Annotated in this window: 25 protein-coding genes; 16 read left to right on the forward strand and 9 right to left on the reverse strand. The window is 70.0% G+C overall.

What is annotated here, in order from left to right:
• Positions 1 to 27: 27 nt before the first annotated feature.
• The 6 genes from CRP45_RS16255 to CRP45_RS35290 form a co-directional block, all read right to left on the reverse strand.
• Positions 28 to 945 (reverse strand): sirohydrochlorin chelatase, encoded by a 918-nt coding sequence (locus tag CRP45_RS16255; RefSeq protein ID WP_097246104.1) that lies wholly within the window; start codon positions 943 to 945, stop codon positions 28 to 30.
• Positions 946 to 1055: 110 nt separating this feature from the next.
• Positions 1056 to 2351 carry a sulfate adenylyltransferase subunit 1 gene (locus tag CRP45_RS16260; RefSeq protein WP_067787249.1) on the reverse strand — a complete coding sequence of 432 codons (1296 nt, stop codon included), beginning with the start codon at positions 2349 to 2351 and terminating at the stop codon, positions 1056 to 1058.
• Position 2352: 1 nt separating this feature from the next.
• Positions 2353 to 3300: a sulfate adenylyltransferase subunit CysD gene (gene cysD, locus CRP45_RS16265; protein WP_179830894.1), complete on the reverse strand. Its 948-nt coding sequence runs from the start codon at positions 3298 to 3300 to the stop codon at positions 2353 to 2355.
• Positions 3279 to 4034, reverse strand: coding sequence for a phosphoadenylyl-sulfate reductase (locus CRP45_RS16270; RefSeq protein WP_097245769.1), 756 nt, complete (start codon positions 4032 to 4034; stop codon positions 3279 to 3281). The genes cysD and CRP45_RS16270 overlap by 22 nt, the downstream gene beginning before the upstream one ends.
• Positions 4035 to 4068: 34 nt before the next feature.
• Complete coding sequence (locus tag CRP45_RS16275) at positions 4069 to 5856, reverse strand: nitrite/sulfite reductase (RefSeq protein ID WP_084483082.1); 1788 nt, start codon at positions 5854 to 5856, stop codon at positions 4069 to 4071.
• Between the two features lie 126 nt (positions 5857 to 5982).
• Positions 5983 to 6075, reverse strand: a complete 93-nt coding sequence (locus CRP45_RS35290; protein WP_355000761.1) for an Ms4527A family Cys-rich leader peptide — start codon at positions 6073 to 6075, stop codon at positions 5983 to 5985.
• 214 nt (positions 6076 to 6289) lie between these two features.
• Between CRP45_RS35290 and CRP45_RS16280 the strand changes: the two genes are divergently transcribed.
• A complete protein-coding gene (locus CRP45_RS16280; RefSeq protein ID WP_097245770.1) occupies positions 6290 to 6697 on the forward strand; it encodes an SgcJ/EcaC family oxidoreductase in 408 nt (135 codons plus the stop codon).
• 154 nt (positions 6698 to 6851) lie between these two features.
• On the forward strand, positions 6852 to 8057 hold the full coding sequence (gene hemW, locus CRP45_RS16285) for a radical SAM family heme chaperone HemW (protein WP_097245771.1): 1206 nt from the start codon (positions 6852 to 6854) through the stop codon (positions 8055 to 8057).
• Between the two features lie 115 nt (positions 8058 to 8172).
• Here hemW and CRP45_RS16290 read toward each other — a convergent pair whose 3' ends face one another.
• The gene (locus CRP45_RS16290; protein ID WP_097245772.1) at positions 8173 to 8928 is read right to left on the reverse strand and encodes an SDR family oxidoreductase; all 756 of its coding nucleotides are present in this window, start codon (positions 8926 to 8928) and stop codon (positions 8173 to 8175) included.
• 223 nt (positions 8929 to 9151) lie between these two features.
• Here CRP45_RS16290 and CRP45_RS16295 point away from each other — a divergent pair, with 223 nt between their 5' ends.
• The 4 genes from CRP45_RS16295 (at position 9152) to CRP45_RS16310 (ending at position 12698) form a co-directional block, all read left to right on the forward strand.
• On the forward strand, positions 9152 to 9367 hold the full coding sequence (locus CRP45_RS16295; RefSeq protein WP_067787241.1) for a hypothetical protein: 216 nt from the start codon (positions 9152 to 9154) through the stop codon (positions 9365 to 9367).
• Positions 9368 to 9623: 256 nt separating this feature from the next.
• Complete coding sequence (gene hrcA, locus CRP45_RS16300) at positions 9624 to 10655, forward strand: heat-inducible transcriptional repressor HrcA (protein ID WP_067787327.1); 1032 nt, start codon at positions 9624 to 9626, stop codon at positions 10653 to 10655.
• 140 nt (positions 10656 to 10795) lie between these two features.
• On the forward strand, positions 10796 to 11953 hold the full coding sequence (dnaJ, locus tag CRP45_RS16305; protein WP_097245773.1) for a molecular chaperone DnaJ: 1158 nt from the start codon (positions 10796 to 10798) through the stop codon (positions 11951 to 11953).
• Positions 11954 to 11957: 4 nt separating this feature from the next.
• The gene (locus CRP45_RS16310) at positions 11958 to 12698 is read left to right on the forward strand and encodes a 16S rRNA (uracil(1498)-N(3))-methyltransferase (protein ID WP_097245774.1); all 741 of its coding nucleotides are present in this window, start codon (positions 11958 to 11960) and stop codon (positions 12696 to 12698) included.
• A 7-nt stretch (positions 12699 to 12705) separates the two neighbouring features.
• Here CRP45_RS16310 and CRP45_RS16315 read toward each other — a convergent pair whose 3' ends face one another.
• Positions 12706 to 13929 (reverse strand): MFS transporter, encoded by a 1224-nt coding sequence (locus CRP45_RS16315; RefSeq protein WP_067787236.1) that lies wholly within the window; start codon positions 13927 to 13929, stop codon positions 12706 to 12708.
• 99 nt (positions 13930 to 14028) lie between these two features.
• Here CRP45_RS16315 and CRP45_RS16320 point away from each other — a divergent pair, with 99 nt between their 5' ends.
• From CRP45_RS16320 to CRP45_RS16350, 7 genes are all read left to right on the forward strand, one after another.
• On the forward strand, positions 14029 to 14961 hold the full coding sequence (locus CRP45_RS16320) for a LysR family transcriptional regulator (protein ID WP_097245775.1): 933 nt from the start codon (positions 14029 to 14031) through the stop codon (positions 14959 to 14961).
• Between the two features lie 138 nt (positions 14962 to 15099).
• Positions 15100 to 16155, forward strand: coding sequence for a PhoH family protein (locus tag CRP45_RS16325; protein ID WP_097246105.1), 1056 nt, complete (start codon positions 15100 to 15102; stop codon positions 16153 to 16155).
• A 212-nt stretch (positions 16156 to 16367) separates the two neighbouring features.
• Entirely contained in the window at positions 16368 to 16922 is a 555-nt protein-coding gene (gene ybeY, locus CRP45_RS16330) for an rRNA maturation RNase YbeY (RefSeq protein ID WP_067787232.1), read from the forward strand.
• On the forward strand, positions 16919 to 18271 hold the full coding sequence (locus CRP45_RS16335; RefSeq protein WP_097245776.1) for a hemolysin family protein: 1353 nt from the start codon (positions 16919 to 16921) through the stop codon (positions 18269 to 18271). Before ybeY ends, CRP45_RS16335 begins: the two co-directional genes overlap by 4 nt.
• Positions 18264 to 18623, forward strand: a complete 360-nt coding sequence (locus CRP45_RS16340; RefSeq protein WP_097245777.1) for a cytidine deaminase — start codon at positions 18264 to 18266, stop codon at positions 18621 to 18623. Before CRP45_RS16335 ends, CRP45_RS16340 begins: the two co-directional genes overlap by 8 nt.
• Positions 18616 to 19533: a GTPase Era gene (gene era, locus CRP45_RS16345; protein WP_067787227.1), complete on the forward strand. Its 918-nt coding sequence runs from the start codon at positions 18616 to 18618 to the stop codon at positions 19531 to 19533. The genes CRP45_RS16340 and era overlap by 8 nt, the downstream gene beginning before the upstream one ends.
• 129 nt (positions 19534 to 19662) lie before the next feature.
• Positions 19663 to 22521, forward strand: a complete 2859-nt coding sequence (locus CRP45_RS16350) for a type 1 periplasmic-binding domain-containing protein (protein WP_097245778.1) — start codon at positions 19663 to 19665, stop codon at positions 22519 to 22521.
• Positions 22522 to 22661: 140 nt separating this feature from the next.
• Here CRP45_RS16350 and CRP45_RS16355 read toward each other — a convergent pair whose 3' ends face one another.
• On the reverse strand, positions 22662 to 24122 hold the full coding sequence (locus CRP45_RS16355) for an amidase (RefSeq protein ID WP_097245779.1): 1461 nt from the start codon (positions 24120 to 24122) through the stop codon (positions 22662 to 22664).
• Positions 24123 to 24303: 181 nt separating this feature from the next.
• Between CRP45_RS16355 and CRP45_RS16360 the strand changes: the two genes are divergently transcribed.
• From CRP45_RS16360 to recO, 3 genes are all read left to right on the forward strand, one after another.
• A complete protein-coding gene (locus CRP45_RS16360; RefSeq protein ID WP_097245780.1) occupies positions 24304 to 25170 on the forward strand; it encodes an alpha/beta fold hydrolase in 867 nt (288 codons plus the stop codon).
• Positions 25157 to 25756, forward strand: a complete 600-nt coding sequence (locus CRP45_RS16365; protein ID WP_097245781.1) for a TetR/AcrR family transcriptional regulator — start codon at positions 25157 to 25159, stop codon at positions 25754 to 25756. The genes CRP45_RS16360 and CRP45_RS16365 overlap by 14 nt, the downstream gene beginning before the upstream one ends.
• A 73-nt stretch (positions 25757 to 25829) precedes the next feature.
• A complete protein-coding gene (recO, locus tag CRP45_RS16370; RefSeq protein WP_067787217.1) occupies positions 25830 to 26591 on the forward strand; it encodes a DNA repair protein RecO in 762 nt (253 codons plus the stop codon).
• Positions 26592 to 26623 lie beyond the last annotated feature (32 nt).

Genomic DNA, 26623 nt, shown 5'->3' on the forward strand with positions numbered 1-26623 from the left:
GGTTCCAGATGCGGTGCGAGAGAGAACTCAGGCGGACAGCGGCAGGGCGTCGGCCCACGCGGCGTCGTAGCGGTCCCAGACGATTTCGGTCATGGCGGGGTGCGCCCCGATGACGTTCGCGTGCGGGAGGTCGGGGGCCGCGGTCGCCAAGCGGTCGGTGAGAAGACCGGGGGCGAGGAACCACGGGGCCAGCAGGACGTGATCGGCGCCGCGGGCGCGCAGGCGGGAAATGGCCTCGTGGACAGTGGGTTCCGTGGTGGCGAAGCAGATCTCGGTGGGCCAGCCGGTCAGTGCGGACAGCTGCCGGGCGACGTCCGCGCTGCGCGCGTTGGCGGCGGCGGACGAGGAGCCGACGGCCGCTACGGCGACTCCGAGGCGAGCGCCGCCGACGTCCGAGGGATTCGGAACAGCGGGCGCCACGCGGGCGCTGCGAGCGGGCAGTGCCACGTGGTGCCCGGGGTCGGCGGGTGCCACAGTCGTGCGGGAAGCTGCGGTCGAGTCGCCGTCGTTCGGATCGGCGAGCTGTGGACGGCTGTCTGGAATCGCGGTCGCGACGAGGTCGACCGGCACAGCCGTCGCACCGAGCACGTCCAGCACTCGGTCCCGCAGCGCTTCGATCAACCGTGGATCGGGACCGAGGACATCGGCCTGGGTCAGCCGAAGATGGGGGTGCCTGGCTCGGCACTCGTCGAGCAGGCCGGGTAGGTCGACCCGCGCGTGAAAGGCACTGCCCAGCAGCAGGGGCACCACGATCGCATGGGTATGACCTTGCGCCGCAACGACGTCCACCACCTGCTCGACCGAGGGCGCGCTCAGATCGAGGAAGGCGAGGTGGACGTCGAGATCGGGCCGGGCGGCGGCGATCTCGGCGACCACCGCTGCCATGGTGGTTGCCGAGCGTGGATCGCGGCTGCCGTGCGCGACCGCGATCAACGCCGGAGCCATCGCGGTTTGCGTCGGCGCGGTGGCGATCCGCCCGGACGCGATGAATCGACGGTCGCCGCGTACCGGCACCGGCGCGCCGATGCCGTGCGCGGCGAACACGTCGATCATCCTCAGGCTCCGGTGCCGACCTCGACCGCGGTCAGCACATCGCCGACCAGGCCCGCGCCGAGCGTGTTGCCGCCCGCCGGGTCGATCAGCAGGAAGCTGCCGGTGTGCCGGTTGGCTCGGTAGTCGTCGGCCGCGATCGGCTCGGCGACCCGCACCGAGATGCGTCCGATGTCGTTGAGCTCCAACGCTTCCGGGTTCGGGTCCGCGGCGAGCCGCTGCTCGTCGAAGCGTTCGATGAGCGCGCCGACGATGGCCTGGGTGGTGCGGGTGCCGTGCTTGAGCAGCAGCCGGGCGCCGGGGCGCAGCGGCTTGTCGCCCAGCCAGCAGACCGTCGCGTCGAAGCTGTCGATCGGTTCCGGCGCGTCGTCGACGGCGGCGATGATGTCGCCGCGGGAGATGTCGACCTCGTCGGTCAGGATCAGCGTCACGCTGCGCCCGGCCTGCGCGACGGCCAGCTCGCCGTCCGGGGTGTCGATGCGCTCCACGGTCGTGCGCACGCCGGAGGGCAGCACCACGATCTCGTCGCCGGGCGCCACCGAACCGGCCGCGATCTGACCCGCGTAGCCGCGGTAGTCGGGGTATTCGGCGGTGCGCGGGCGGATCACGTACTGCACGGGGAACCGCAGACCAAGCGAGTGCGCGCCGGTGTTGTCGGCGTCGACCGGCACCGACTCCAGGTGCTCGATGAGCGAAGGACCGTCGTAGTACGGCGTGTTCTCGGAGCGGCTGGCGATGTTGTCGCCGTGCAGCGCCGAGACCGGGATCTCCAGCACGTCCTCGGCCGCCCAGCCCAGAGTGCTGGTGAGCTTGTTGAACTCGGCGGAGATCTCGGCGAACACGCTCGCTGCGTCGTCGACGAGATCGATCTTGTTCACCGCGAGCACCAGCTTCGGCACGCCCAGCAGCGCGAGCACCGCCGCGTGCCTGCGGGTCTGCTCGATGACGCCCTTGCGCGCGTCGACGAGCAGGATCACCAGCTGCGCGGTGGACGCGCCGGAGACGGTGTTGCGGGTGTACTGCACGTGCCCCGGGGTGTCCGCGAGCACGAAAGACCGCTTGGGCGTTGCGAAGTAGCGGTAGGCGACATCGATGGTGATGCCCTGCTCCCGCTCGGCGCGCAGCCCGTCCACGAGCAGCGAGAGGTCCGGGGTGGCCAGACCCTTGTCCACCGACGCGCGGGTGACGGCGTCGATCTGGTCGGCGAGCACGGACTTCGTGTCGTAGAGCAGCCGTCCGACCAAGGTGGACTTGCCGTCGTCGACAGAACCGGCGGTGGCCAGCCTCAATAGGTCGGACATGTCAGAAATAACCCTCTCGCTTGCGGTCTTCCATCGCGGCCTCGGAAACCCGGTCGTCGCCGCGGGTGGCGCCACGTTCGGTCAATCGGGACGCGGCCACCTCGGCGAGGATCGCCTCGTTGTCGGCAGCGTCGGAAATGATGGCGCCGGTGGTGGATCCGTCACCGACGGTGCGGTACCGGACCGAGCGGGTCTCCAGCACCTCGCCCTCACGCGGGCCGCCCCAGACGCCCGGCGTCATCCACATGCCGTCGCGCTGGTACACCGGGCGCTCGTGCGCGTAGTAGATGGTCGCGAGTTCGACGTTCTCCCTGGCGATGTAGCGCCAGATGTCGAGCTCGGTCCAGTTGCTCAGCGGGAACACCCGCACGTGCTCGCCCGGTGCGTGCCTGCCGTTGTACAGGTTCCACAGTTCGGGACGCTGCCGCTTCGGGTCCCACTGGCCGAAGGCGTTGCGCAGCGAGAAGATTCGCTCCTTGGCGCGGGAGCGCTCCTCGTCGCGGCGGCCGCCGCCGAACACCGCGTCGAAGCGGTTCTCGGAGATGGCGTCCAGCAGCGGCACGGTCTGCAGCGGGTTGCGGATGCCGTCCGGGCGCTCGGTGAGCCTGCCGTCGGCCAGGTAGTCCTCGACGCTCGCGACGTGCAGGCGCAGCCCGTACTTCTCGACCACCTTGTCGCGGAACTCCAGCACCTCGGGCAGGTTGTGGCCGGTGTCCACGTGCAGCAGCGCGAAGGGCAGCGGCGCGGGCCAGAAGGCCTTGAGCGCCAAATGCAGCAGCACGGTGGAGTCCTTGCCGCCGGAGAACAGGATCACCGGCCGCTCGAATTCGCCCGCTACCTCGCGGAAGATGTGGATGGCCTCCGACTCCAACGCCGCGAGGGTGTCGAAGTCGGAAATGCCGAGGGAGCGTTCACTGATGGTCTCGGTCATGATTGATGCAACCCGCATTCGGTCTTGGCGAGGCCGGCCCAACGGCCGCTTCGCGGATCGGATCCCGGCTCCGGCTTCCGTGTGCACGGAGCGCAGCCGATGGACGGATATCCCTCCTCCACCAGGGGATTGACGAGGATGCCGTGCTGTTCGATGTAGGCATGCATCTCGTCGTCGGACCACGGTGCGATCGGATTGATCTTCACCAGGCCGAAGGCTTCGTCGTAGGAGATCAGCGGCGCGTTGGCGCGGGTGGGAGCCTCCACCCGGCGGATGCCGGTGACCCAGGCGTTGTAGCCGGTCAGCGACTTCTTCAGTGGCACAACCTTGCGCAGGCGGCAGCACTCGCCCGCATCGCGCGCGAACAGGTCCTTGCCAAGCAGCTCGTCCTGCTCGGCGACGGTGTGCTCCGGGCGGACGTTGATCACGTTGACCCCGTACACGGCCTCGACCGCGTCCCGGGTGCCGATGGTCTCGGCGAAGTGATAGCCCGTGTCGAGGAACAGCACGTCGACGCCGGAACGGACCTGCGCCGCGAGGTGCACGAGCACGCCGTCCTGCATGTTGGAGGCGACGATGTAGCCGCCGCTAGTGACCGCTTGCGGGTCACTCGAAACAGCACGGCCGAAGGTCTCCTCGGTCCAGCGCAGCAGGTCGAGCGCCGAGGCGTCGGGGCCGAGTTCGGCCGCGCCGCGTTCGGCGATCGCCCGCAGCTCGTCTTCGGCGAGCTTGTCGGCGAGTTTCGTTGTCACAGTTGATCTCCCGTCAGCCGAGTCACGATCGTGCTCATCGCAGGTCGGCCTCGTCGGCGCGGACCGCCCACTGGGCGAACCGCTCGTCCGCGTTCCGGTTCTTGACGAAGTTGCGCACCACGCGCTCGATGTAGTCGCCGAGTTCGGCGCTGGTCACCTTGTGCTGGCGCAGCTTTCGGCCGAAGCCGCTGTCGAGTCCGAGGCTGCCACCGAGGTGAACCTGGAAGCCCTCGACCTGATTCCCCTCGCCGTCGTCCACCAGCTGGCCCTTGAAGCCGATGTCGGCGATCTGGGACCGGCCGCAGGAGTTCGGGCAGCCGTTGATGTTCACCGTGATCGGCACGTCCAGCTGGGCGTTGACGTCGGCGAGCCGCTGCTCGAGCTCCGGCGCGAGCACCTGGGAGCGCTTGCGTGTCTCGACGAACGAGAGCTTGCAGAACTCGATGCCACTGCAGGCCAGCAGGTTTCGCCGCCAGATGGACGGACGGGCCTGCAGTCCGAGCGGTTCCAGCTCGGTGATGAGCTGCTCGACCTTGTCGTCGGCGACGTCGAGGACGATCAGCTTCTGGTACGGGGTGAAGCGAATCCGGTCGGCGCCGATCTTCTCGACCGCGTCGGCCACCTTGGTCAGCACGGTGCCCGAGACGCGACCGGCGATGGGGGAGAAGCCGACAGCGTTGAGACCGTTGCGCAGTCGCTGCACGCCGACGTGGTCGATCGGCTTGGCGGGCTGTTCCGGCGCGGGGCCGTCGATCAGCTTGCGCTTCAGGTACTCGTCCTCGAGCACCTGGCGGAACTTCTCGATGCCCCAGTCCTTGATCAGGAACTTCAGCCGCGCCTTGGTGCGCAGGCGGCGGTAGCCGTAGTCGCGGTACAGGGAGACGACGGCTTCCCACACGTCGGGCACCTCGTCCAGCGGGACCCAGGCGCCGACGCGCTGCGCGAGCATCGGATTGGTGGACAGGCCGCCGCCGACCCACAGGTCGAGGCCGGGGCCGTGCTCGGGGTGCTCGACGCCGACGAACGCGACGTCGTTGATCTCGTGCACCACGTCCTGCTGACCCGAGATGGCGGTCTTGAACTTGCGCGGCAGGTTCGAGTACTTCTTGTCGCCGATGTAGCGGCGCACGATCTCCTCGATCGCGGGCGTGGTGTCGATGATCTCGTCCAGCGATTCACCGGCCAGCGGCGAGCCGAGCACGACGCGGGGGCAGTCGCCGCACGCCTCGGTGGTCTGCAGGCCGACCTCTTCGAGCCGGCGCCAGATCTCCGGCACGTTCTCGATCTCGATCCAGTGGTACTGGACGTTCTCGCGGTCGGACAGGTCGGCGGTGTCGCGGCCGAACTCGGTGGAGATCTGGCCGAGCGTGCGCAGCTGCGCGACGTTCAGCGCGCCGCCGTCGCAGCGCACCCGCATCATGAAGTACTTGGCCTCGAGCAGGTCGATGTTCTCGTCGCCGGTGAAGGTGCCGTCGTAGCCCTGCTCGCGCTGGGTGTAGAGGCCCCACCAGCGGAACCGGCCGCGCAGGTCGGCCTTGTCGATGCTGTCGAATCCGCCCTTGGCGTAGATGTTCTCGATGCGGGCGCGGACGTTGAGCGGGTTGTCGTCCTTCTTGCTCTGCTCGTTCGGGTTGAGCGGTTCCCGGTAGCCGAGGGCCCACTGACCTTCGGACTTGCGGCGCACGGGCTTGCCGGTGCGGGCGCGCGGCGCCGTCGACGCCTCGGGACGCGGGCGGTCCGGCCGTACGCGGCGCTCGGTGGCCGGGCGTTCGGGACGCTGTGTCGGCTGATCGCTGGGACCGGCGTCGGTACTCGACGTCATTAGGTCGCTCCTGCTGGGTGGGTGGTACATCTGTGCTGAGGGCGCGAGGGGCTGACTCGCGTCCGCGGTATCAGCGGACCGATGCGAATGGGATCGCCGGGAGACCGGAAGAAGGGCGCCGCTGAGCTACCGGTGAGAACCGGGCAGACAGCAGGCGCTGCAGACGCGCTTGTAGTCGACGTGGCGACGTGCCACAAGTCGTACTCCCGATGCGCGCATGAGGCCTATTGTGCCATGTCAGCAAGGGCGTTCCGACCGTCATTCCGGTATTCCCCGCGAAACAGGGGGAAATTCCCTGGACCGCGGGGTCTATTTGTGATGGTCGTCATATTTCCCGGCGCGAATGTGGCCGGTGATTCGTCCGAAGTGTCCGATGTGAACCGCGGCACGCGCTATTGACCTCCACTTAGGTCGAGGTCCGAGTGTGTGTCCCATGAGTACCGCACCTGTCGACGCAGAAGTCGAAGTAGCCGCCATCCGCCAGATCGTCGCCACCGTGGAGCACGTGCAGCAGCACGAGCTCGTCGACGAATTCGTGGCGCTGTTCCGCGCGGACGCCATCTGGACCACCGGCCACGGCAAGCGCCTGTTCGGCCGCGACGCCATCGCCGAGTTCACCGCCGCGGTGCTGCCCGGCGCGACCGCGCACGGCAAGGCGACCTACGAGGTCGAGCACGTGCTCTTCATCCGCCCCGATGTGGCCGCGGTCAAGGTGCGCCAGCGGTACTTCACCAACGAGGGCGTTCTGGAGAGCGAGGGCACCCCGATGTATGTGATGGCCAAGGAGGACGGCCGCTGGCTGCTCACCGCGAACCAGAACACGCCGATCGTCGCGGACTGAGTGAGGATGGCCTGCGGCCGCTGGGGTCGGGCGGCCGTCGGCCATCCGGCGGTCTATCGAGGTGACCGCACGGCGGTGGAGATCGTCGACACGTGTGGGGCGCCCGACGGTCCCCGGGCGGAGGGCGTCGCTGTTCGGCGGGCACACTGGATGGGTGAGTTCCGCCGTACCCCTCTCGGAGATCGACGCCGACGCGCCCGTGCTGCGCGACTTCGGCGGCGGCCCGTTCGGCGTGTACGTGCACGTGCCGTTCTGCGCGACGCGCTGCGGCTACTGCGACTTCAACACCTACACCGCCGGTGAGCTTGGCAGTTCCGCCTCGCCGCAGTCGTGGCTCGCGGCGCTGCGCGGTGAGTTGACCGAAGCCGCCGAGCAGTTCGGCGGGCTGCCATCGGCCACGCCCGAGGTCTCGACCGTCTTCGTTGGCGGCGGCACGCCGTCGCTGCTCGGCGGCGACGGTCTGGCCGAGGTGCTCGACGCAGTGCGCTCGGCGTTCACCCTCGCGCCCGACGCCGAGGTGACCACCGAATCGAATCCGGAATCCACGTCGCCGGAGTTCTTCGCGCGCATCAGGGCGGCCGGGTACACCCGCGTCTCGCTGGGGATGCAGTCGGCCGCGCGGCACGTGCTCGCCGTGCTGGACCGCACCCACACGCCGGGCCGCGCGGTCGCCGCCGCCCGCGAGGCGCGCGCCGCGGGCTTCGAACACGTCAACCTGGATCTGATCTACGGAACGCCCGGCGAGCGCGACGCCGATCTCGACGCCAGCCTGGACGCGGTGCTGGAGGCCGGGGTCGATCACGTCTCCGCGTATTCGCTCATCGTCGAGGACGGCACCGCGCTGGCGCGCAAGGTGCGCAGGGGCGAACTGCCCGCGCCCGACGAGGACGTGCTCGCCGCCCGCTACGAACGCATCGACTCCCGCCTCACCGCCGCCGGACTCGGCTGGTACGAGGTATCCAATTGGGCGGCAAACGATTCCGCTCGGTGCAGGCACAACCTCGGCTACTGGGACGGCGGCGACTGGCTCGGCGCGGGCCCCGGCGCGCACAGCCACCTCGGCGGGGTGCGCTGGTGGAACATCAAGCACCCGGCCAGGTACGCCGAGCGCGTCGCCCGCGGCGGCCTGCCCGCCGCGGGCTGGGAATCGCTCACCGACGACGAGCGCTACTTCGAGCGCGTCATGTTGACGATGCGCCTTCGCACCGGCCTCCCTCTCGCCGACCTCGCTCCCTCCGCCGCCCCCGCGGTCGACCGCGTCATCGCCGGCGGCCTGGCATTCCGGTCCGACGACCACCTGGTCCTCACTGACCGCGGCCGCCTCCTCGCCGACGGTGTGGTGCGCGACCTCCTCGGCTGAACCCACACGCCCGCAACATCTTTCGCCGCACGCGGCGCGCCGACGAAATAGACGGGAGCCGAAGGGCGGCTGTCGAAGACCGGAACACCAATGGCCGCAGTGCTTTCCGCGGCGACTAACGCTTCGGGTACTTGCGGTCGAGCCATTCGTCGAACGTCGGCCCTGCCAGGATCGCGTTGGGGCCGGGGAGCAGCGCGCCCGCGGCCTGGAGTTCGTGGTTCGGGTCCTCGGTGTCCACGATCTCCTCGACGCGGGACGGCTTGCCGAGGCGCGCGGCGAGTTTCGCCACCGAGGCGGCGAGGTTCAGCTCTTCCGGTCCCGCGAGCTCGACCACGTCGGCCGCCTCGTCGGCGAGGGCGAGCGTGGCCAGCTCTTCGGCGGCGACGCGGGCCGCGACGAGCTGGGTGCGGTAGCGCGGCACGTAGGCCGTGTCGTCGCGGGTGGTCCAGTCGAGCATCATCTCGGTGAACTCGTGGAACTGCGCCGCGCGCAGGACACGCACCGGCACCGGACCTTCGCGGTAGGCCGCCTCGTGCGCCAGCTTCCCGGCGTAGTGCCCCGCGGTGAACGGATCGATGCCGATGATCGAGACGACCGCGATCCGCCGCACGCCCGCCGCGGCCGCCTCCCGCTGCAGGTTGCGCGCGATGGTGCGGAAGTAGTCCGTCACGGCCGCGGTCTCGGTGGTGTTCGCGTTGACCGCGTCGATCACGATGTCCACCCCGGCCAGCGCCCCGTCCAGTCCCGCGCCGGTGTAGACGTCCACGCCCGCACCACGACTGATCGCCACCACCTCGTGGCCCTGGTTTCTCAGCACGTCGACCACCTCGTGGCCGATCCGCCCGCTCGCGCCGACTACTGCGATTCGCATCCGGTGACTCCTCCATGTCGATAGCTACGCCGAGACGACGATGCGGTGACCCGAGGTGTGACACGTGTCCGGGAACGTCCTGTTGTGAACGAGCGGCAGCGAGCGAACCATAGACACAGCCGCCAGTGCGCACGACGGAGCCGAGCGCCAGCGAGGCGGAGTGGTGCGCACTATCGCAGACTCGAGATCCCGCGTAGGCTCCGGCTCGACACCGAGGAGTCCTATGCCACAGGCACGAGACATCGATCAATTTCCGGTTCACGGCGAATTCGCCGAGGCCAGGGCCGCCGAAAAGGCGGAAAACGCACGCCAGCACGCCATCGCAGCGCGCACGGTCGCCGGATACGCCCACGATGCCGCCGATTGCGAGTCCCTGCTCGCCATGCTCGGGCTCGACGCCTTGGCGGGCAAGCGCGCCAGAGGCTTCGACAGCCGCTGACGGCTGCGAACCGGGTGGCGCTCGCCGCCCGATGCCCGGCGCGGGTGCCCGGGCGGATCGGCCGTGCCCGTTGCGGTTCGCGACATCTTCGCCGAGAATGCCTGCCTGCGACCCTGTCACGCGCCCGAGGGACGGGCGATTGGCGGGTCGGCAACTAAACTGGATACTCAGACGACCGGGCGGCCGCGGCGTTTCACGCGCCCCCGAATGCGTCGGCGGGCCCGCGGCATATCTAGAAGGCGAGGAGGTGGGGCCGATGTCGAGCACCGAGGATCGGCGCTTCGAGGTCCTGCGCGCGATCGTCGCGGACTACGTCGCCACCAAGGAACCGATCGGCTCGAAAACCCTGGTGGAGCGGCACAATCTGGGTGTCTCCAGCGCGACGGTCCGCAACGACATGGCGGTGCTCGAGGCAGAGGGCTACATCACCCAGCCGCACACCAGCTCCGGGCGCATCCCCACCGACAAGGGCTACCGGCAGTTCGTCGACCGGATCTCCGAAGTGAAGCCGCTCTCGCCCGCCGAGCGGCGCGCGATCATGGAGTTCCTGGAGTCCGGCGTCGATCTCGACGACGTGCTGCGCCGCGGCGTGCGGTTGCTCGCCCAGCTGACGAGGCAGGTCGCGGTGGTGCAGTACCCGACGGTGTCGGCGTCGACGGTGCGCCACATCGAGGTCGTCGCGCTGAATCCCGCGCGGCTGCTGCTCGTGGTGATCACCGACACCGGCCGGGTCGATCAGCGCCTGGTCGAGCTCGGCGCGGTGATCGACGACGAGGACCTGGCCGCGCTGCGCGCCATGCTCGGCGGCGCGATGGACGGCAAGCGCCTGGCCGCCGCCTCGGCCGCGGTCGCCGAACTCCCCGAGCGCGCCCCGCTCCAGCTGCGCGACGTACTGATCCGGGTGTCGACCGTGCTGGTGGAGACCCTGGTCGAACATCCAGAGGAGCGGCTGGTGCTCGGCGGCACCGCGAACCTCACCCGCAACGCCGCCGATTTCGGTCTGCCCGGCTCGCTGCGTCAGGTGCTCGAGGCGCTGGAGGAGCAGGTGATCGTGCTCAAACTGCTTGCGGCGGCGCAGCACCCCGGCACGGTGACGGTGCGGATCGGCGAGGAGACCCAGGTCGAGCAGATGCGCAGTACATCGGTGGTCTCCACCGGCTACGGCGTCGAGGGCGCGGTGCTCGGCGGCATGGGCGTGCTCGGCCCGACCCGGATGGACTATCCGGGCACCATCGCCTCGGTCGCGGCCGTTGCGCGCTACATCGGCGAGGTGCTGGCCGAGCGCTGACGCCGAACCGTGCCAACGGCGCTGCTACCCTCGAACCTCTGGCCGGATAAAGTTGAGTGCATCCGACTAATGCCGACGGTGTCGTCATTCGGTTGGAGCGGCACAGGCGAGTCACAGCGACCAAGGACTAGAGAACTCAAGTGGCACGGGACTACTACGGACTGCTCGGCGTCGCGAAGAACGCGACCGACCAGGAGATCAAGCGCGCCTACCGCAAGCTGGCCCGCGAACTCCACCCGGACGTCAACCCCGACGAGGCCGCCCAGGCCAAGTTCAAGGACGTGTCGGCGGCCTACGAGGTGCTCTCCGATCCGGAGAAGCGCCGGATCGTCGACATGGGCGGCGACCCGCTCGAGTCCGCGGGGGCGGGCGGCGCAGGCTTCTCCGGCGCGGGCTTCGGCGGCCTCGGCGACGTGTTCGAGGCGTTCTTCGGCGGCATGAGCGGCGCGGGCAGCGGTCAGCGCAAGCCGCGCGGCCGGGTGCAGCCCGGCGCCGACTCGCTGCTGCGCACCCGCCTCAGCCTCGCCGAGTGCGCGGTGGGCGTGACCAAGCACCTGACCGTCGACACCGCCATCCTCTGTGACAACTGCCACGGCGCGGGCACCAACGGCAACTCCAAGCCGGTGCGCTGCGAAACCTGCGGCGGCGCAGGCGAAGTCCAGTCCGTGCAGCGCTCGTTCCTCGGCCAGGTGCTCACCTCGCGGCCGTGCCCGACCTGTCGCGGCGCGGGCGAGACCATCCCCGACCCGTGCCACAAGTGCGGCGGCGACGGCCGGGTTCGCGCCCGCCGCGAGATCGCCGCGCCCATCCCGGCGGGCGTCGCCAACGGCATGCGCGTCCGGCTCGCGGCGCAGGGCGAGGTCGGTCCCGGCGGCGGCCACGCGGGCGATCTGTACGTGGAGATCGTGGAGCAGCCGCACGACGTGTTCGTCCGCGACGGCGACGACCTGCACTGCACCATCCGGGTGCCGATGGTGGACGCCGCGCTCGGCACGACCGTGGTCATCGACACGATCCTGGACGGCCCGACCGAGCTGACCATCGCCCCCGGCACCCAGCCCAACGAAGTCTCCGTGCTGCGCGGCCACGGCATGCCTCGGCTGCGCTCGGGCGCCCGCGGCGACCTGATCGCGCACCTGGACATCGTGGTGCCGACCAAGTTGGACGGCAAGCAGACCGAACTGCTTCGCAAGTACAAGGGCCTGCGCGAGCGCGACCGCGCCGAGGTGATGACGGCGCAGTCCGAGCACAACAGCGGCCTGTTCGCGCGGCTGCGCGCCTCGTTCAGCGGGCGCTGAGTCGTTGGCCGCCACGGTCTTCTACCTCGACGACATTCCCGAGCCCGGCGCGATCGCGGTGCTCGACGGTCCGGAGGGACGGCACGCCGCCACCGTGCGGCGCATCCGGGTCGGCGAGCCGATCACCCTGTCCGACGGACGCGGTGTGCTCGCCGAATCGGAGGTCGTCGCAGCCAAGCGCGACCGGCTCGACCTGAAAGTGCTCGGCAAGACCGTGGCGCAACCGGTTTCGCCGCGCGTCACGGTGGTGCAGGCGCTGCCGAAGTCGGACCGCTCCGAGCTGGCCGTCGAGCTGATGACCGAGGCGGGCGCCGATGCCATCGTGCCGTGGCAGGCCGCGCGTTGTGTGGCCAACTGGGAGGGCAAGGCCGCCAAGGCCGTCGACAAGTGGCGTGCGGCGGCACGCTCAGCGGCTCGCCAGTCCCGCCGCGCCTACATTCCCGAGGTCGCCGATCTGCACCGCACCCGCGATCTGCTCGAGCTGGTCAGAAAGGCCAAGGCCGAGGGCGCGATCGTCGCGGCGCTGCACGAATCCGGCGGCGGCCGTTTCACCGAGCTGCCGTTCGGGGAGGCGCCGGAGGTGGTGCTGATCGTGGGTCCGGAAGGCGGACTCGACGATGCCGAGCTCACCGAACTCGCCACGGCGGGAGCCGATGTCGTGCTGCTCGGACCGACCGTGCTGCGGACGTCGACGGCGGCCGCGGTCGCGCTCGGCGCGCTCGGCGCGTTGACGCCGCGCTGGTAGCCGACCGCTACCCGGCGGACGGAACGCCGTCGCGCGAGCGGATCGACGCGACGGCGAACAGGATCGCCCCCGCCGCGAGCAACGCACCGACGGTTCCGACCAGGCCCACCCAGCCCGCGTGCGCGAAGGCCAGACCGGACAGCCCGCCGACGACCGCGCTGCCGAGGTAGTAGAAGAACAGATACAGCGACGAGGCCGCCCCGCGGTTGCCGCGGGCCAGCGTGCCGACCCACGCGCTCGCGACCGTATGCGCGGCGAAAAAGCCCGCGGTGTAGAGCAATACGCCCGCGACGACGCAGCCGAGCCGATCCGGCACGCTCACCGCCAGTCCGACGCCCATCACCGCCATCGACGCGGTCAGCATCCGCTGCCTGCCGACGCGGTCGGCGAGGCGACCGCCCCAAGCCGAGGTCACGGTGCCCGCCAAATACAGCAGGAACACCGAACCCGCCACCGCCGCGGGCAATTCGAACGGGTGCTGGGTGAGCCGGTAGCCGAGGAAGTTGTAGATCGAGACGAAGCCGCCCATCAGGACGAAGGCCAAGCCGAACAGCGCGAGCAATCGGCGGTGTCGCAGCTGCTGCCCGAGATCGCCGAGGACCGTGCGCAATCCGGCGGGCCGTGCGACGAAACCGCGCGAGGGCGGCAGCAGCCGGACGAACCACACCGTGCATGCCGCTGCGGCAACGCCGACCGCCGCCGCTGCCCAGCGCCAGGACGCCACGTCGAGCGTGAACGAGGGAATCAGGCGCCCGGCCAGGCCGCCGATCGTGGTGCCCGCGACGTACACGCCCATCGCGGCGCCGAGCCCTTCGGCGCCGATCTCCTCGGCCAGATACGCCATCGCCACCGCGGGCACCCCGGCCAGCGCGACGCCCTGCAACGCCCGCCCGGCGAGCAGCGCGTCGAGCGAGGGACTGAACGGAATCAGCAGGCCGACGACAGCGGAGGCCGCCGCCGAACCGATCATCACCTTGGTCCTGCCGATCCGGCTGGACAGCGCGCTCACCGGCACGATGGCCAGCGCGAGACAGCCGGTGGTGAGCGAGACCGCCAGCGCCGCGCGGGCGGGAGTCGCGCCGAACGCCGCGGACAGGCTGGGCAGCAGCGCCTGCGCGTTGTACATCGAGGCGAAGGTGGTGAGCCCGGCCGCGAACAGCGCAACGGTGATCCGGCGGTCGTGTGCCGCGTCGCTCGTGCGTCGCTCGATGGTGCTTGCCGTGCCGGTCATGGCTACCTCCTGTTCTCAGCATTGCCACCGCCACTTCCGAAAGGAAATGAATAATGAACAGGGACTTGATGCAGTAGATGCATATAGGGAGGCAGCGAGGTGCTCGGCGAAGATTTGCAGTGGTTCACGACACTCGCGGAACTGGAACGGATGAGCGCGGCCGCGGAACGCCTGCACATCGCCCAGCCGACGCTCTCGCGGATGCTCGCCAGGCTGGAGCGCAGGCTCGGTGCGGAATTGTTCGACCGGCGCGGAAAGCGGATCGCGCTCAACGAATTCGGCCGCGTCTATTACGAACACGCGCGCCGCGCGCAGGCCGAACTCGACGCCGCGGGCCAAGCCGTCGCCGATCTCGCCAATCCCGCGCGCGGCGTGGTGCGGCTGTCGTTCCTGCATTCCTTCGGCGGCTGGCTGGTGCCGCAGTTGATCGCCGGTTTCCGGCGCAACGCGGGCCGGGTCACCGTGACGTTGCGCCAGGGCGCCGCCGAGAAGATCACCCGCCAAGTGCTCGACGGCGCGGCCGACCTCGCCGTCGTCTCGCCGCGCCCGTCCGCGCCCGGCCTCGGCTGGCGCGGCCTGCTGCGCCAGCCGCTGGTCCTCGCCGTGCCCGCCGAGCATCGGCTGGCCGGGCGCAGACAGGTTCGCCTCGCCGACCTCGGCGGCGCCGAGTTCATCACCATGCATCCCGGGTTCGGCATGCGGCGCATCTTCGACGAACTCTGCGCGGCCGCGGACATCCGCCCGCGCGTCGCCTTCGAGGCGAGCGACCTGGTCACCGTCACCGGACTGGTCTCGGCGGGGCTCGGCGTCGCGTTGCTCCCGCTGGCGGATCCCGCACCCTCCGCCGCGCGCTCGGGCCTGGCGCTGGTTCCGCTGGCCGACGAGGGCGCGCGGCGCGAGGTGGGGCTGATCTGGTCGGCCGCCGCGGCGCCGTCGGACGCGGTGCGACGCTTCCGTGACTTCGCCGAGGATTGGTCCGACGGCCACGGGGGAATATCCAGCACACGGCGGGAATGGCCGCCGCATCGGTAGCCGTTTATTCACTGTGCGCTGTCGGTGGGGCGCGTTAAACTTTTGTCATTCCCCAGGCAGTCGAGACCGGAAAGCAGGCTGTAACCACTTTTGCGAACACAAGGCGAGATCGGCGACCCGACCAACCCCACAGCAGGCATTGGCGCCCGCGACAACGGCTCGGGCCCCGCAGCGCGCACAGTGCGCTCCAGCATCGAACTCGCTCCCGAATCCGTGTTCCCCTTCCTCGGTTCGGCCGACCAGAATCTGCGTGAGCTCGAGCAGTTGCTCGACGCGGACATTCACGTTCGCGGCAATTCCGTGACCCTCACCGGCAAGGCGGCCGACGTCGCCCTCGCCGAGCGGGTCATCGAACAGCTCATCGCGCTGACCGGCCGCAACAGGGTGGTGACGCCGGAGGCGGTGCGGCACACGGTGTCGATGCTGACCGAAGGTTCCTCGGATTCCCCCGCGGAAGTGCTGAGCCTGGACATTCTGTCCCGGCGCGGCAAGACCATCCGCCCCAAGACGCTGAACCAGAAGCGCTACGTCGACGCGATCGACGCCAACACCATCGTGTTCGGCATCGGTCCCGCGGGTACCGGCAAGACCTACCTGGCCATGGCCAAGGCCGTGCAGGCGTTGCAGACCAAGTCGGTCAACCGGATCATCCTGACCCGTCCCGCCGTCGAGGCGGGCGAGCGGCTCGGCTTCCTGCCCGGCACGCTCAACGAGAAGATCGACCCGTATCTGCGGCCGCTCTACGACGCGCTGCACGACATGATGGACCCCGAGGCGATCCCGAAGCTGATGGCCGCGGGCGTCATCGAGGTCGCGCCGCTGGCGTACATGCGCGGGCGCACGCTGAACGACTCCTTCATCATTCTCGACGAGGCGCAGAACACCACCGCCGAGCAGATGAAGATGTTCCTGACGCGTCTCGGCTTCGGCTCCAAGATCGTGGTCACCGGCGACATCACCCAGGTCGACCTGCCCACCGGCGCCCGCTCGGGCCTGCGTGCCGCGTCGGAGATCCTCACCGAGATCGAGGACATCCACTTCGCGGAGCTCACCAGCAGCGACGTCGTCCGGCACCGCCTTGTCTCCGACATCGTCGACGCCTACGACCGCTGGGAGGCCACCCGGCCGCAGGTCACTCCGCACTACCCGGGCAACCGCGCCCAGCGCCGCGCCGCCAGCCGCGACCGCCGCTGACCGTCGCACACACCCCAGCCGATCGCACCGGCCGCCGACCTTCATCGGCGGCCGGTCACGTCAGTCGGCCCACACACAGGTCGGATGAAGGTCGCCTTCGGTTGGTCTGGCGGGATGACGGTGGCCTTCGGTCGGCGCTGGTCCGCCTTCGCTCCGGCCATGCGCGGGGCTGCGGACGGACTGCGTCCGGCTGCGTCTAATAGGCTGTTCAGGTGAGCATCGAGATCGCCAACGAGTCGGGTATCGACGTACCCGAAGAAGACCTGGTCAGTGTTGCGCGGTTCGTGATCGCCCGGATGGACGTCCATCCGGCGGCCGAGCTGTCGATGGTGCTCGTCGATCTCGACACCATGGCCGACCTGCACATGCGCTGGATGGACCTGCCAGGTCCCACCGATGTGATGTCCTTCCCGATGGACGAGCTCGAGCCGGGCGGCCGGCCGGACAGCCCGGAGCCGGGCCCGTCGATGCTCGGCGACATCGTGCTGTGTCCGGAGTTCGCGGCGGCGCAGGCGCGCAAGGCGGGGCATTCGCTCGAGCACGAGCTCGCGTTGCTCACCGTGCACGGCGTGCTGCACCTGCTCGGCTACGACCACGCGGAGCCGGAGGAGGAGAAGGAGATGTTCGCGCTCCAGGCCCGCCTGCTCGAGGAGTGGTACGAGAGCCTGCGCGAGGCACGGCGGCGCGCCGAACTCGCCGAGCGCGACGCCCGCCTGCTCGGCAAGGCCGGCTTCACCGGACCCGGAGACGCGCTGGGTCCGGCGTGAGTTCACCGACCCTGATCCTGCTCGCCGTCTTGCTGGTGCCCGCGGGCGGCCTGTTCGCCGGCGTGGACGCGGCGCTGAACACGATCTCCCCGGCCCGCCTCGGCGACATGGTGCGCGCCGATCGGCCGGGCGCCGCGCGGTTGACCCGCATCATCGCCGACCGCGCCCGCTACGTGAACCTGATGGTGCTGCTGCGCGTGCTGTGCGAGATCGGCGCGACGGTGCTGCTCGCCGCGGCGCTCATCGGGATATGGAACGACAACTGGGCGCTGGTGATCACCGCCGTGGTGATGGTGCTCGTCGACTACGTGGTGATCGGTGTCGGCCCGCGCACCCTCGGCCGTCAGCACGCCTACTCGCTGGCGTTGGCCGCCGCGCTGCCGCTGCAATTCATCGGCGCGCTGCTCGGCCCGATCAGCAGGCTGCTGATCCTGATCGGTAACGCGATCACCCCCGGTAAGGGTTTCCGCAACGGTCCCTTCGCCTCGGAGATCGAGCTGCGCGAGGTCGTCGAGATGGCCAGCGAGCGCGGCGTGGTGGCCGACGACGAACGCCGCATGATCCAGTCGGTGTTCGAACTCGGCGACACCGCCGCCCGCGCGGTGATGGTGCCGCGCACCGAGATGGTGTGGATCGAGGCGGACAAGACGGCGGCGCAGGCCATGTCGCTCGCGGTGCGCAGCGGCCACTCCCGCATCCCGGTGGTCGGCGAGAACGTCGACGACATCCTCGGCGTTGTCTACCTGAAAGATCTTGTGCCGTACGCGGATCGCAGCCGCAAGGTGCGGGTGCGCGACGTGATGCGCACCGCGGTGTTCATGCCCGACTCCAAGCCGCTGGACGACCTGCTCGACGAGATGCAGCGCCGCCGCAACCACATGGCGCTGCTCGTCGACGAATACGGCGGCATCGCGGGCCTGGTGACCATCGAGGACGTGCTCGAGGAGATCGTCGGCGAGATCGCCGACGAATACGACATCGACGAGACACCGCCGGTCGAGGAACTCGGCGAGGGTCGCTTCCGGGTGTCGGCGCGGTTGTCGGTGGAGGATCTCGGCGAGCTCTACGGCATGGAGATCGAGGACGAGGACGTCGACACCGTGGGCGGTTTGCTCGCGCACGAACTCGGCAGGGTGCCGCTGCCCGGTTCGAAGATCGTGGTGCACGGGCTGGTGCTGCGCGCCGAAGGCGGACCGGATTCGCGCGGCCGGATGCGGGTCAACACGGTCCTGGTGCGCAAGGCGGCGGAGAAATCCGAGAAAGCGGGCGCAGCGGTGGCCGAGGGCGCAAAATCCAACGGCGGCAAGCGCAATGGCAACAAGGACGAGGACGGAGCAACCGATGACTGAACTGGACGCCGAGGACACCAAACTGCTGACCCTCGCGCGCGGCGCGATGGGCCGCACCGGCGGGACGGGCGGCGCGGCGATCCGCGACGCCGACGGCCGCACCTACGCGGCGGGCGAGGTGGATCTGCACGCGCTGCGGCTGACCGCGTTGCAGGCCGCGGTCGCTGCCGCGATCTCCAGCGGCGCTGAGGGTTTCGAGGCGGCCGTGGTGGTCGGTGGCCGGTTCTCCGACGCCGGTGTCGCCGCGGTGCGCGAGGTCTCCGGCGAGGCGCGGATCATCTTCACCGATCGCGCGGGCGCGGTGTTCGACATCGTCGACGACGCGGCGGGTGTCGAGGTGCAGGGTGGCTGACAACTCCGGCTCCACCGAATTCCGTTCCGGTTTCGTCTGTTTCGTCGGCAGGCCGAACACCGGCAAGTCGACGCTGACCAACGCGCTCGTCGGCGCGAAGATCGCGATCACCTCCTCGCGACCGCAGACCACCCGCCACACCATCCGCGGCATCGTGCACCGCGACCACGCGCAGCTGATCCTGGTCGACACGCCGGGTCTGCACCGACCGAGGACGCTGCTCGGGCAGCGGCTCAACGACCTCGTGCGGGATACCTATTCCGAGGTCGACGTGATCGCGATCTGTATCCCCGCCGACGAGAAGATCGGACCGGGTGACCGCTGGATCGTGCAGCAGATCAAGCAGATGGCGCCGAAGACCACGGTGCTCGGCGTGGTCACCAAGATCGACAAGGTGGGTCGCGAGCAGGTCGCCGCGCAGCTGCTCGCCGTCTCCGAGCTGCTCGGTCCGGAGGCCGAAGTGGTGCCGGTGTCGGCGGTCAAGGGCGAGCAGGTCGAGGTCCTCGTCGACGTGATCGCCTCGAAAATGCCGGAGGGCCCGGCCTTCTACCCCGACGGCGAACTCACCGACGAGCCCGAGGAAACCCTCATGGCCGAGCTCATCCGCGAGGCCGCGCTGGAGGGCGTGCGCGACGAGCTGCCGCACTCGCTCGCCGTGGTGATCGAGGAGGTTCTCCCGCGCGAGGAGAACGAGGAGATGCTGGACGTGCACGCGCTGCTGTACGTCGAACGTCCCAGCCAGAAGGCCATCGTCATCGGCAAGGGCGGCAGCCGCCTCAAGGAGGTCGGCACCAACGCGCGCAAGCAGATCGAGCACATCCTCGGCGTGCGGATCTATCTGCACCTACACGTCAAGGTCGCCAAGGACTGGCAGCGCGATCCGAAACAGCTGGGCAAGCTGGGCTTCTGAGCAAACGGTCCGTTCGCGGACCGCGAACTCGAGCGAACAACCCGCCCGAGTCCGATTTGTACCGGTACAGTCCCGTTTGACGCCCGGGTGTGCGTCGCAGCAACGCATTCCACGGGGGAGGCCGTCGAATTGACCGATACCGCCAACGATGTCCCCAAGCTGCTCGAGCTGCTACGCGCGCTCGAGGTGCCCGACGCGAAGCCGCGGGTGTTCCGCACACTGCTGCGGCGCAGGCGTCCGCTGCCGCGCCCGGTCGTCGGTCTGGTCGGCGCGGGCGCGGGCGGCGCGTTGCTCGTCGAGATCTACCGTTGGCTCGGGGAATCCGGTGGCAGGCGGGCGACGCCGCGGGCGCGGGTCGATCTCCAAGCGGCGGATCTGCCGCCCGACGCGCTCACGCCGGACCCGAACGCGACGGGTGAGGAGATCCAGGGGCACTGCCTGCCCATCGTGCAGCGGCTGGTCGAGGGCTTCTCCACCGATGACACGGCGATGGGACCGATCAAGTTCCCGCGCTACCGCACCGCGGATTGGCTGACCCGCCAACGTGTTACGAGCGACGAGACCGAGGCCACGGTCGAACTGCGTTCGCGGCTGCCGCGCCTGCTGCGCAGCGGTTCCCCTACCGACCGCTCCGATACCGCCGAGGGCGTCAGCGGCGACACCATCTCCCGGCTGGTGTTCGGTGTGCTCGCGCTGTGGCCGGTCCTGCGGCTGTGGCTGTGGATCAGCGGGCGCATCCCCGGCATGTCGAAGGTCACCCGCTGGTTCATGCGCCAGCGCTACCTCGCACCCGAATTGTCCGACAGCTTCCTGGGTTTCGCGACCCGGCTGACCGCGTCGCGGCGCAGCGACGAGGACGAGAAGCAGGTCGCCAAGCTGCTGGTGCACGCCTTTCTCGAGGACATGCGCGACGCCTACCGCAAACGGTTGTGGCGGCCGTCGAGTTGGCGGCGCACCGCGTATCCGGTGGCGCTGCTCGGTGGCGTCGAGCGCGACAGCGACGCGGAGCGGCTGATCGGCTGGATCAACGACATCCGCAACGAGACCGGGCATTTCGATCCGCTGGTCGTTCTCGCCTGCCTGGCGTACGACCCCGGCCAGACCGCCGACACCGCCGAATCGTCGACGCCGGAACTGGCACTGATCGGCGACCTCCAGCACCTCGACACTCTCGAAAGTCTCGTCGACCGACCGTATTCCGGGCAGCAGCCGGATCCGTTGCTGCGCTGGCTGCGCGACATCGACAACATGCGCACCAACCGGTCCGAGCACGCGTGGTTCCTTCCGCTGCGAGTGCGGCTGCCCGATCCGCTCGACGGCCGCGTCCGCGACCCCAACCTGGCGCACCTCGCGGTGCCGCCCGCGCCGCCGCTCGCGGCACGTAAGTGGTTCGTCGCGATGTGCGTGCTGATTCCGATCGCGCTGCTGGTGGCCGCCGCGCTGGTCTACATTCCGCCGCTGCGCGGCGCGCCGTGTGCGCACTGGCCGTGGACGCCGGGTATCGCGGTGCAGCAACGCGACGGCGAGTGCGTCGGCTACAGCGACAACGCCGACCAAGTCTTCACCGACGACCCGGAACTGACGGCGATGCAGCGCGAGGTCTTCCGGCTCAACGTCGCCGCCGCCGACGCGCGCCGCGACAACCCGCGACGGCCGATCATCACGCTGATCTACTTCTCCGGGCTCAGCTACGTGGACACGAACGTGCGCTACCCGCACGCGCAGGTCGAGGAGCTCGCCGGACTCGCCGTGCAGCAGCGTCGCGCGCTGCTCGCCTCCGACGAGTCCGAACCGCTGCTGCGCGTCGTCGTCGCCAACGGCGGCTCCGATATGCGGCACGCGACCTGGGTGGTGGACCACCAGCTGCGGGGTCTGCTGAACGATGAACCCGGCATCCTCGGGGTGGTCGGCATGGATCGCAGCAACGCCGAAACCCGCCGTGCCATCGGACGACTCGGCGAACTCGGTGTTCCGGTGGTCGCGACGACGCTCTCCGCCGACGGACTGGAGAAGTCCTCGCCGCTGTATTTCCAAGCGGCGCCGAGCAATACGACGCAGGCGCGACTGATCGCGGACTACGTGCAGGGCGCGCGCCATCCGGCGGGCGCGCCGCGGGCGGGTCAGCCGCGCTACAACCAGGTCGCCATCTACCACCCCAAGGCGGACGGCGACATCTACGTCGAGACTCTCGTCGAGGATCTGCGCGGCGAACTGGAGCGCCGCGGCGTGCCGTATCGCCGCATGGAGTGGACCGAACAGCAGGAGCTGAATCGCTTCCCCGCCCCCTGCGAGACAACGGATTTCGATCGCGGCACCCTGCTGTTCTTCGCGGGACGCAACGACGATTTCGCGACCTTCGCCAAATCGGTCAGCCGCGGCTGCCTGACCGGTGAGTCGCCCGCCATCCTCGGCAACGACACGGTGACCCGGCTGATCACCGATCAGAAGGCGATGGCCGCGCTGCCCGCCAATCTGTCGGTCCGCTACGTCGCCAAGGCGGCGCCGGTGATGCTCGGCGGCGCCGAATGTATCCGCGGCAACGGCGAACTCGGCGACGAGCCGGTCGCGTTCGACTACCAGCAGCTGTGCGCCGAGCTGGCCGTGCTGATCGACGACCTGCGCGCCTACCCGCAGATGGCCGACTATCAGCCGTCGTGGCCCGGTGATCGAACCGGTCTCGCCTACGACGTGGTCGGGCTGTTCCTGCGCGCGGTGCGCACCGGGCCGCAACACACCGACGGTTCGATCAACCGCACCGCCGTGGCGATGCAGTTGCGCGAGATGGACTATCGCGGTGTCACCGGCACACTCGGCTTCTCGACCAGCCGGGTCGCGGACGGGTCGTCGATCGCGGTGCTCGTCACCGCGGGCGTCGGGCAGCCGGGTCCGCAGCAATGCCTGGTGATGTCGCCGCGGCCCGCCGAAGGGGACGGGTGTCCGTCGGGCACGAAGAGCGCGTCGGAGGACTGGTCGCCGCCGCGGCGTTGAGCACGCCGTTGCGGCTCGGTGGGATGGTCCGCCGGGCGGTGCGTGTCATTCAGTGAAAACGGATCGGTGACCGCGCGGAGCTCACGTCCGCGCGAAGCTGACCAACCGCCCTGGCCGAGCGACCAGCTCGGTCCGGGCGCTCACCACCACGGTTCGGGCCGGTGGCGGTCCCAGCGCAGCTCGGACTCCAGTTGCGCCGCAACGGAAATCAGCAGCGGTTCGGTGGCCGCGGTGCCCATCAGCTGGGCGCCGACCGGCAAGCCCGCCTCGGTGAAACCGGCGGGCACGTTCACGCTCGGCCATCCGAGCACGTTCCACGGCCAGGTGTAGGGGCAGGCGGCGGTGATGAGGTTGTTGGTGGCGTTGACGCCGATGCCGTCGATCTCCTCGGCGCGCGGCGGGGGAGTGGCGGTGGTGGGCGCGAGCACCAGGTCGTAGTCGTTGAAGAAGGTGCCGATGCGCTTGTGCAGCAACGGTTCCGCCTGCCGTGCGGCGAAGAGGGCGGGCCCGCCGAGCACCCGGCCGAAGCGGACGTTGGCGCGGGTGCGTGGGTCCACCTCCGCGCCCGGCATCCGGTCGTGCATGGAGCGAATGCCCGCCATCGAGCGCGGCAGGAACGAGGCGCCGATGAGCAGTCCGTAGTGCAGGTCGGCGACGGTGACCGAATGCCCGAGCTTGCGCAAGGCCGAGGCGATGCCCCGCACCGCGGCGCGCACCTCCGGGTGCAGCGTCGTCTTGGTCGCGGTGAACGGAATACGCAGGGACAGTGCGATTCTCAGTCGTCCAGGGTCACGGCCGACGGCGTCGGAGGCGCGAATCGGTTCGGGGGTGTGGCGGTCGCCCTTGTGCGGTCCCGCCGCCGCGTCCAGCAGCAGGGCCGCGTCGGCCACCGTGCGTGCCAGCGGCCCGTTCACCGTGAGGCCCTGGAACGCTTCGGCTTCCGGCCACGTGGAGATGCGGCCGCGCTGGGGTTTGATGCCGACGAGGTTGGTCCACGCCGCCGGGATGCGGATCGAGCCCGCGCCGTCGGAACCCAGTGCGGCGGGCACCAATCCGGCCGCCACCGCGGCCGAGGAGCCGCCAGAGGAACCGCCAGGGGTGTGCTCGCGGTGCCACGGGTTGCGGGTGTGCCCGAAGGCCGCGCCGCTGGTGAACGGCAGCTGGCCGAGCTCGCAGGTGTTGGTCTTGCCGACGATCACCGCGCCCGCCGCGCGTAGTCGCCGAACCGACTCGGCGTCTTCGGTTTTCGGCGTGAAGCTGCCGCCGCAGCCGAATGCCGTCGGCTCACCGGCGATGTCGGTGTCGTCCTTGACGGCGATCGGCACGCCGAGCAGCGGAAGGCGCTCGCCCGCGGCCAGTCGACGGTCGGCCTCGGCCGCCTCCGCCAGCGCGCGGTCCCTGCGGACCACCCGGAACGCGTTGAGCGTCGGCTGGCTCGCCTCGATCCGGTCGAGCACCGCGGCCACGGCCGCGGTGGAGCTGACCGTGCCCGCCGCGAGCGCGCCGGCCAACTCGGCGAGACCGGGATCGCCCTCGGGCGTCGCACCCGCGGTGGGTTCCGGTTCGTCGGCAGGCCTGAGCGCTCGTTTCGGCACCGTCATGTGAGCTCCCTCTCTTCGGTCGTCCGGTGTGAACCGTAGCGCTGTATTGGACGACCGTCCACATGGGTTATCGCAGCGCGGCCCCGAAGCGCATCACCGCAGGGCATGGCTGTTTCCGCTGTAGACATACATACGGTATGTATGTAACAGTGGACGGGACGCCCGACCTCTGGAGGAAGCCATGGGAATCAGCCCGTCACTCGGTCCAGCGCACGAAATCGACCTGCCCGGCGGCCGCGTCCGCTACCACGAGACCGGCACCGGCGCGCCCGTCGTCTTCGTGCACGGCCTGCTCGTCAACGCCGACCTCTGGCGCGCGGTGGTGCCCGCCGTCGCCGCCGAGGGGTACCGCTGCCTGACACCCGACTGGCCGCTCGGCTCGCACTCGATCCCGGTGCCCGAGGCGGACCTGACGCCGACGGGCGTGGCCGACCTGATCGCCGCCTTCCTGGAGCGGCTCGACCTGACCGACGTCACCCTGGTCGCCAACGACACCGGCGGCGCCATCACCCAGGTGTTGCTGGCGCGGAACACCGCACGCATCGGCCGCGTGGTGCTCGCCTCGGTGGACAGTCACGAGAACTTCCTGCCGCGGCCGTTCACCCTGCTGCCGCTGCTGGCCAGGGTGCCGGGTTCGATGCGCCCGCTCACCGAGACGTTGCGCCTGCGCGCGCTGCACCGGCTGCCGCTCGCCTTCGGCTGGGTGAGCAAGCGACCGGTGCCCGCCGAGTTCGTCGACTCGTATCTGTTGCCGAGCCGTCGCTCCGGCGCCATTCGAAAAGACCTGCGGCGCTTCCTGAAATCCGCGCACCGCCGCTACACGCTTGACGCCGCGACCCGGTTCGGGAACGTCCGGCTGCCGGTGCTGATCGTGTGGGCACGCGAGGACAAGCTGTTCCCCGTCACCTACGCCGAGCGGCTGGCGCGCGAGTTCCCCTACGCCACCCTCGAACTCGTCGACGACTCCTACACCTTCCTGCCCGAGGATCAGCCCGAGTTGCTCACCCAGCGGATTCTGGAGTTCACTCGGCTGCATGCCACGCCGTAGCCAGGAGGACCGCTCCCGCACGACAAGGGCCGCCCTGGAAGAGGCGGGGCGGCGCCTGTTCGCCGAACGCGGTTTCGCGGCGACCTCCGCCGAGCAGTTGGTGACCGAAGCGGGCGTCACCCGCGGCGCGCTGCACCACCACTACGGCGACAAGCGCGGGCTGTTCCGCGCGGTGCTCGAACGGCTCGAGTCGGACAGCACCGCGGAGATCCGCGCGGCCATCGCCGCCCTCGATCCCGACGACATCCTCACCTCGATGGCCGTCGGCATGAACGTCTTCCTCGACATCTGCCAGCGCCCCGAGATGATCCGCATCGCGCTCTACGACGCGCCTGCCGTGCTCGGCTGGGAGGAGTGGCGGGCTTTCGAGGCGCGGCACGGGCTCGGCTTGATCGTCGCCGAGCTGGAGCGGGCCCGCGCCGCCGAACTCATCGCCGACGCGCCCGTCGACATCCTGGCCCGGCTGCTGCTCAGCGCCGTGACCGAGGCGGGGTTGATCGTCGCGCATGCCGAGGACAAGGAAGCCGCACGCGCGCAGGCCCAGCAGTCGCTGCTGTTGCTGGTCGCGGGTTTGTTGCGTACCTGACCCGCGCGGCAGGTACGTCTTCGCCGGGGCGAGGCGGCCGCGGGCTGTCGCCGGTCCGTGGGAGGATGAGCACGTGCGTTTGTATCGGGATGAGGCGGTCGTGGTGCGCCAGCACAAGCTGGGTGAGGCGGACCGCATCGTCACGCTGCTGACGCGTCAGCACGGCCTGGTCCGGGCGGTCGCCAAGGGGGTGCGGCGGACCAAGTCCCGGTTCGGCGCCCGGTTGGAGCCGTTCTCCTACATCGACGTGCAGCTGCATCCCGGCCGCACGCTCGACACCGTCACCCAGGTGCACACCGTCGAATCCTTCGCCGCCGACATCATCGACGACTACGGCCGCTACACCACCGCCTGCGCGGTGCTGGAGACCGCCGAACGCCTCGCGGGCGAGGAACGCGCGCCCGCACCGCGCCTGCACGCGCTGACCGCGAGCGCACTGCGCGCCATCGCCGCCAAACAGCGCCCGCACGAACTCATCCTCGACGCGTTCCTGTTGCGCGCCATGGGATTCGCGGGCTGGGCGCCCGCGCTGGACGAATGCGCCAAGTGCGCGACACCCGGCCCGCACCGCGCCTTCCACGTGGCGGCGGGCGGCGCGGTGTGCGTGCACTGCCGCCCGCCCGGCGCGGCCACCCCGGCTCCCGGCGTGCTGGATCTGCTCGTCGCCCTGTTGAAAGGGGAGTGGGACTACATCGCGACGGTGCCCGATTCGGTCCGCCGCCAGGCCAGCGGACTGGTCGCCGCCCATCTGCAATGGCATCTGGAGCGCCAGCTGCGGACGTTGCCCCTGATCGAGCGCACCAAGACGCCGACGCCCGCCGGACACGTCGGCTGAGCTTTCGCCCTGATCGCGGGCGTGCTCGCCGG

This window comes from Nocardia amikacinitolerans (assembly GCF_900215415.1).
In the GTDB taxonomy this organism is placed as follows: domain Bacteria; phylum Actinomycetota; class Actinomycetes; order Mycobacteriales; family Mycobacteriaceae; genus Nocardia; species Nocardia amikacinitolerans.

Coding starts and splice junctions, on each gene's coding strand:
- CRP45_RS16255 (WP_097246104.1), bottom strand. CDS start 945: ATGGCTCCGGCGTTGATCGCGGTCGCGCACGGCAGCCGCGATCCACGC.
- CRP45_RS35290 (WP_355000761.1), bottom strand. CDS start 6,075: ATGCGCGCATCGGGAGTACGACTTGTGGCACGTCGCCACGTCGACTAC.
- CRP45_RS16355 (WP_097245779.1), bottom strand. CDS start 24,122: ATGACGGTGCCGAAACGAGCGCTCAGGCCTGCCGACGAACCGGAACCC.
- CRP45_RS16360 (WP_097245780.1), top strand. CDS start 24,304: ATGGGAATCAGCCCGTCACTCGGTCCAGCGCACGAAATCGACCTGCCC.
- CRP45_RS16315 (WP_067787236.1), bottom strand. CDS start 13,929: ATGACCGGCACGGCAAGCACCATCGAGCGACGCACGAGCGACGCGGCA.
- CRP45_RS16340 (WP_097245777.1), top strand. CDS start 18,264: ATGACTGAACTGGACGCCGAGGACACCAAACTGCTGACCCTCGCGCGC.
- CRP45_RS16295 (WP_067787241.1), top strand. CDS start 9,152: ATGCCACAGGCACGAGACATCGATCAATTTCCGGTTCACGGCGAATTC.
- CRP45_RS16260 (WP_067787249.1), bottom strand. CDS start 2,351: ATGTCCGACCTATTGAGGCTGGCCACCGCCGGTTCTGTCGACGACGGC.
- CRP45_RS16280 (WP_097245770.1), top strand. CDS start 6,290: ATGAGTACCGCACCTGTCGACGCAGAAGTCGAAGTAGCCGCCATCCGC.
- hrcA (WP_067787327.1), top strand. CDS start 9,624: ATGTCGAGCACCGAGGATCGGCGCTTCGAGGTCCTGCGCGCGATCGTC.
- CRP45_RS16275 (WP_084483082.1), bottom strand. CDS start 5,856: ATGACGTCGAGTACCGACGCCGGTCCCAGCGATCAGCCGACACAGCGT.
- CRP45_RS16290 (WP_097245772.1), bottom strand. CDS start 8,928: ATGCGAATCGCAGTAGTCGGCGCGAGCGGGCGGATCGGCCACGAGGTG.
- cysD (WP_179830894.1), bottom strand. CDS start 3,300: ATGCGGGTTGCATCAATCATGACCGAGACCATCAGTGAACGCTCCCTC.
- CRP45_RS16365 (WP_097245781.1), top strand. CDS start 25,157: ATGCCACGCCGTAGCCAGGAGGACCGCTCCCGCACGACAAGGGCCGCC.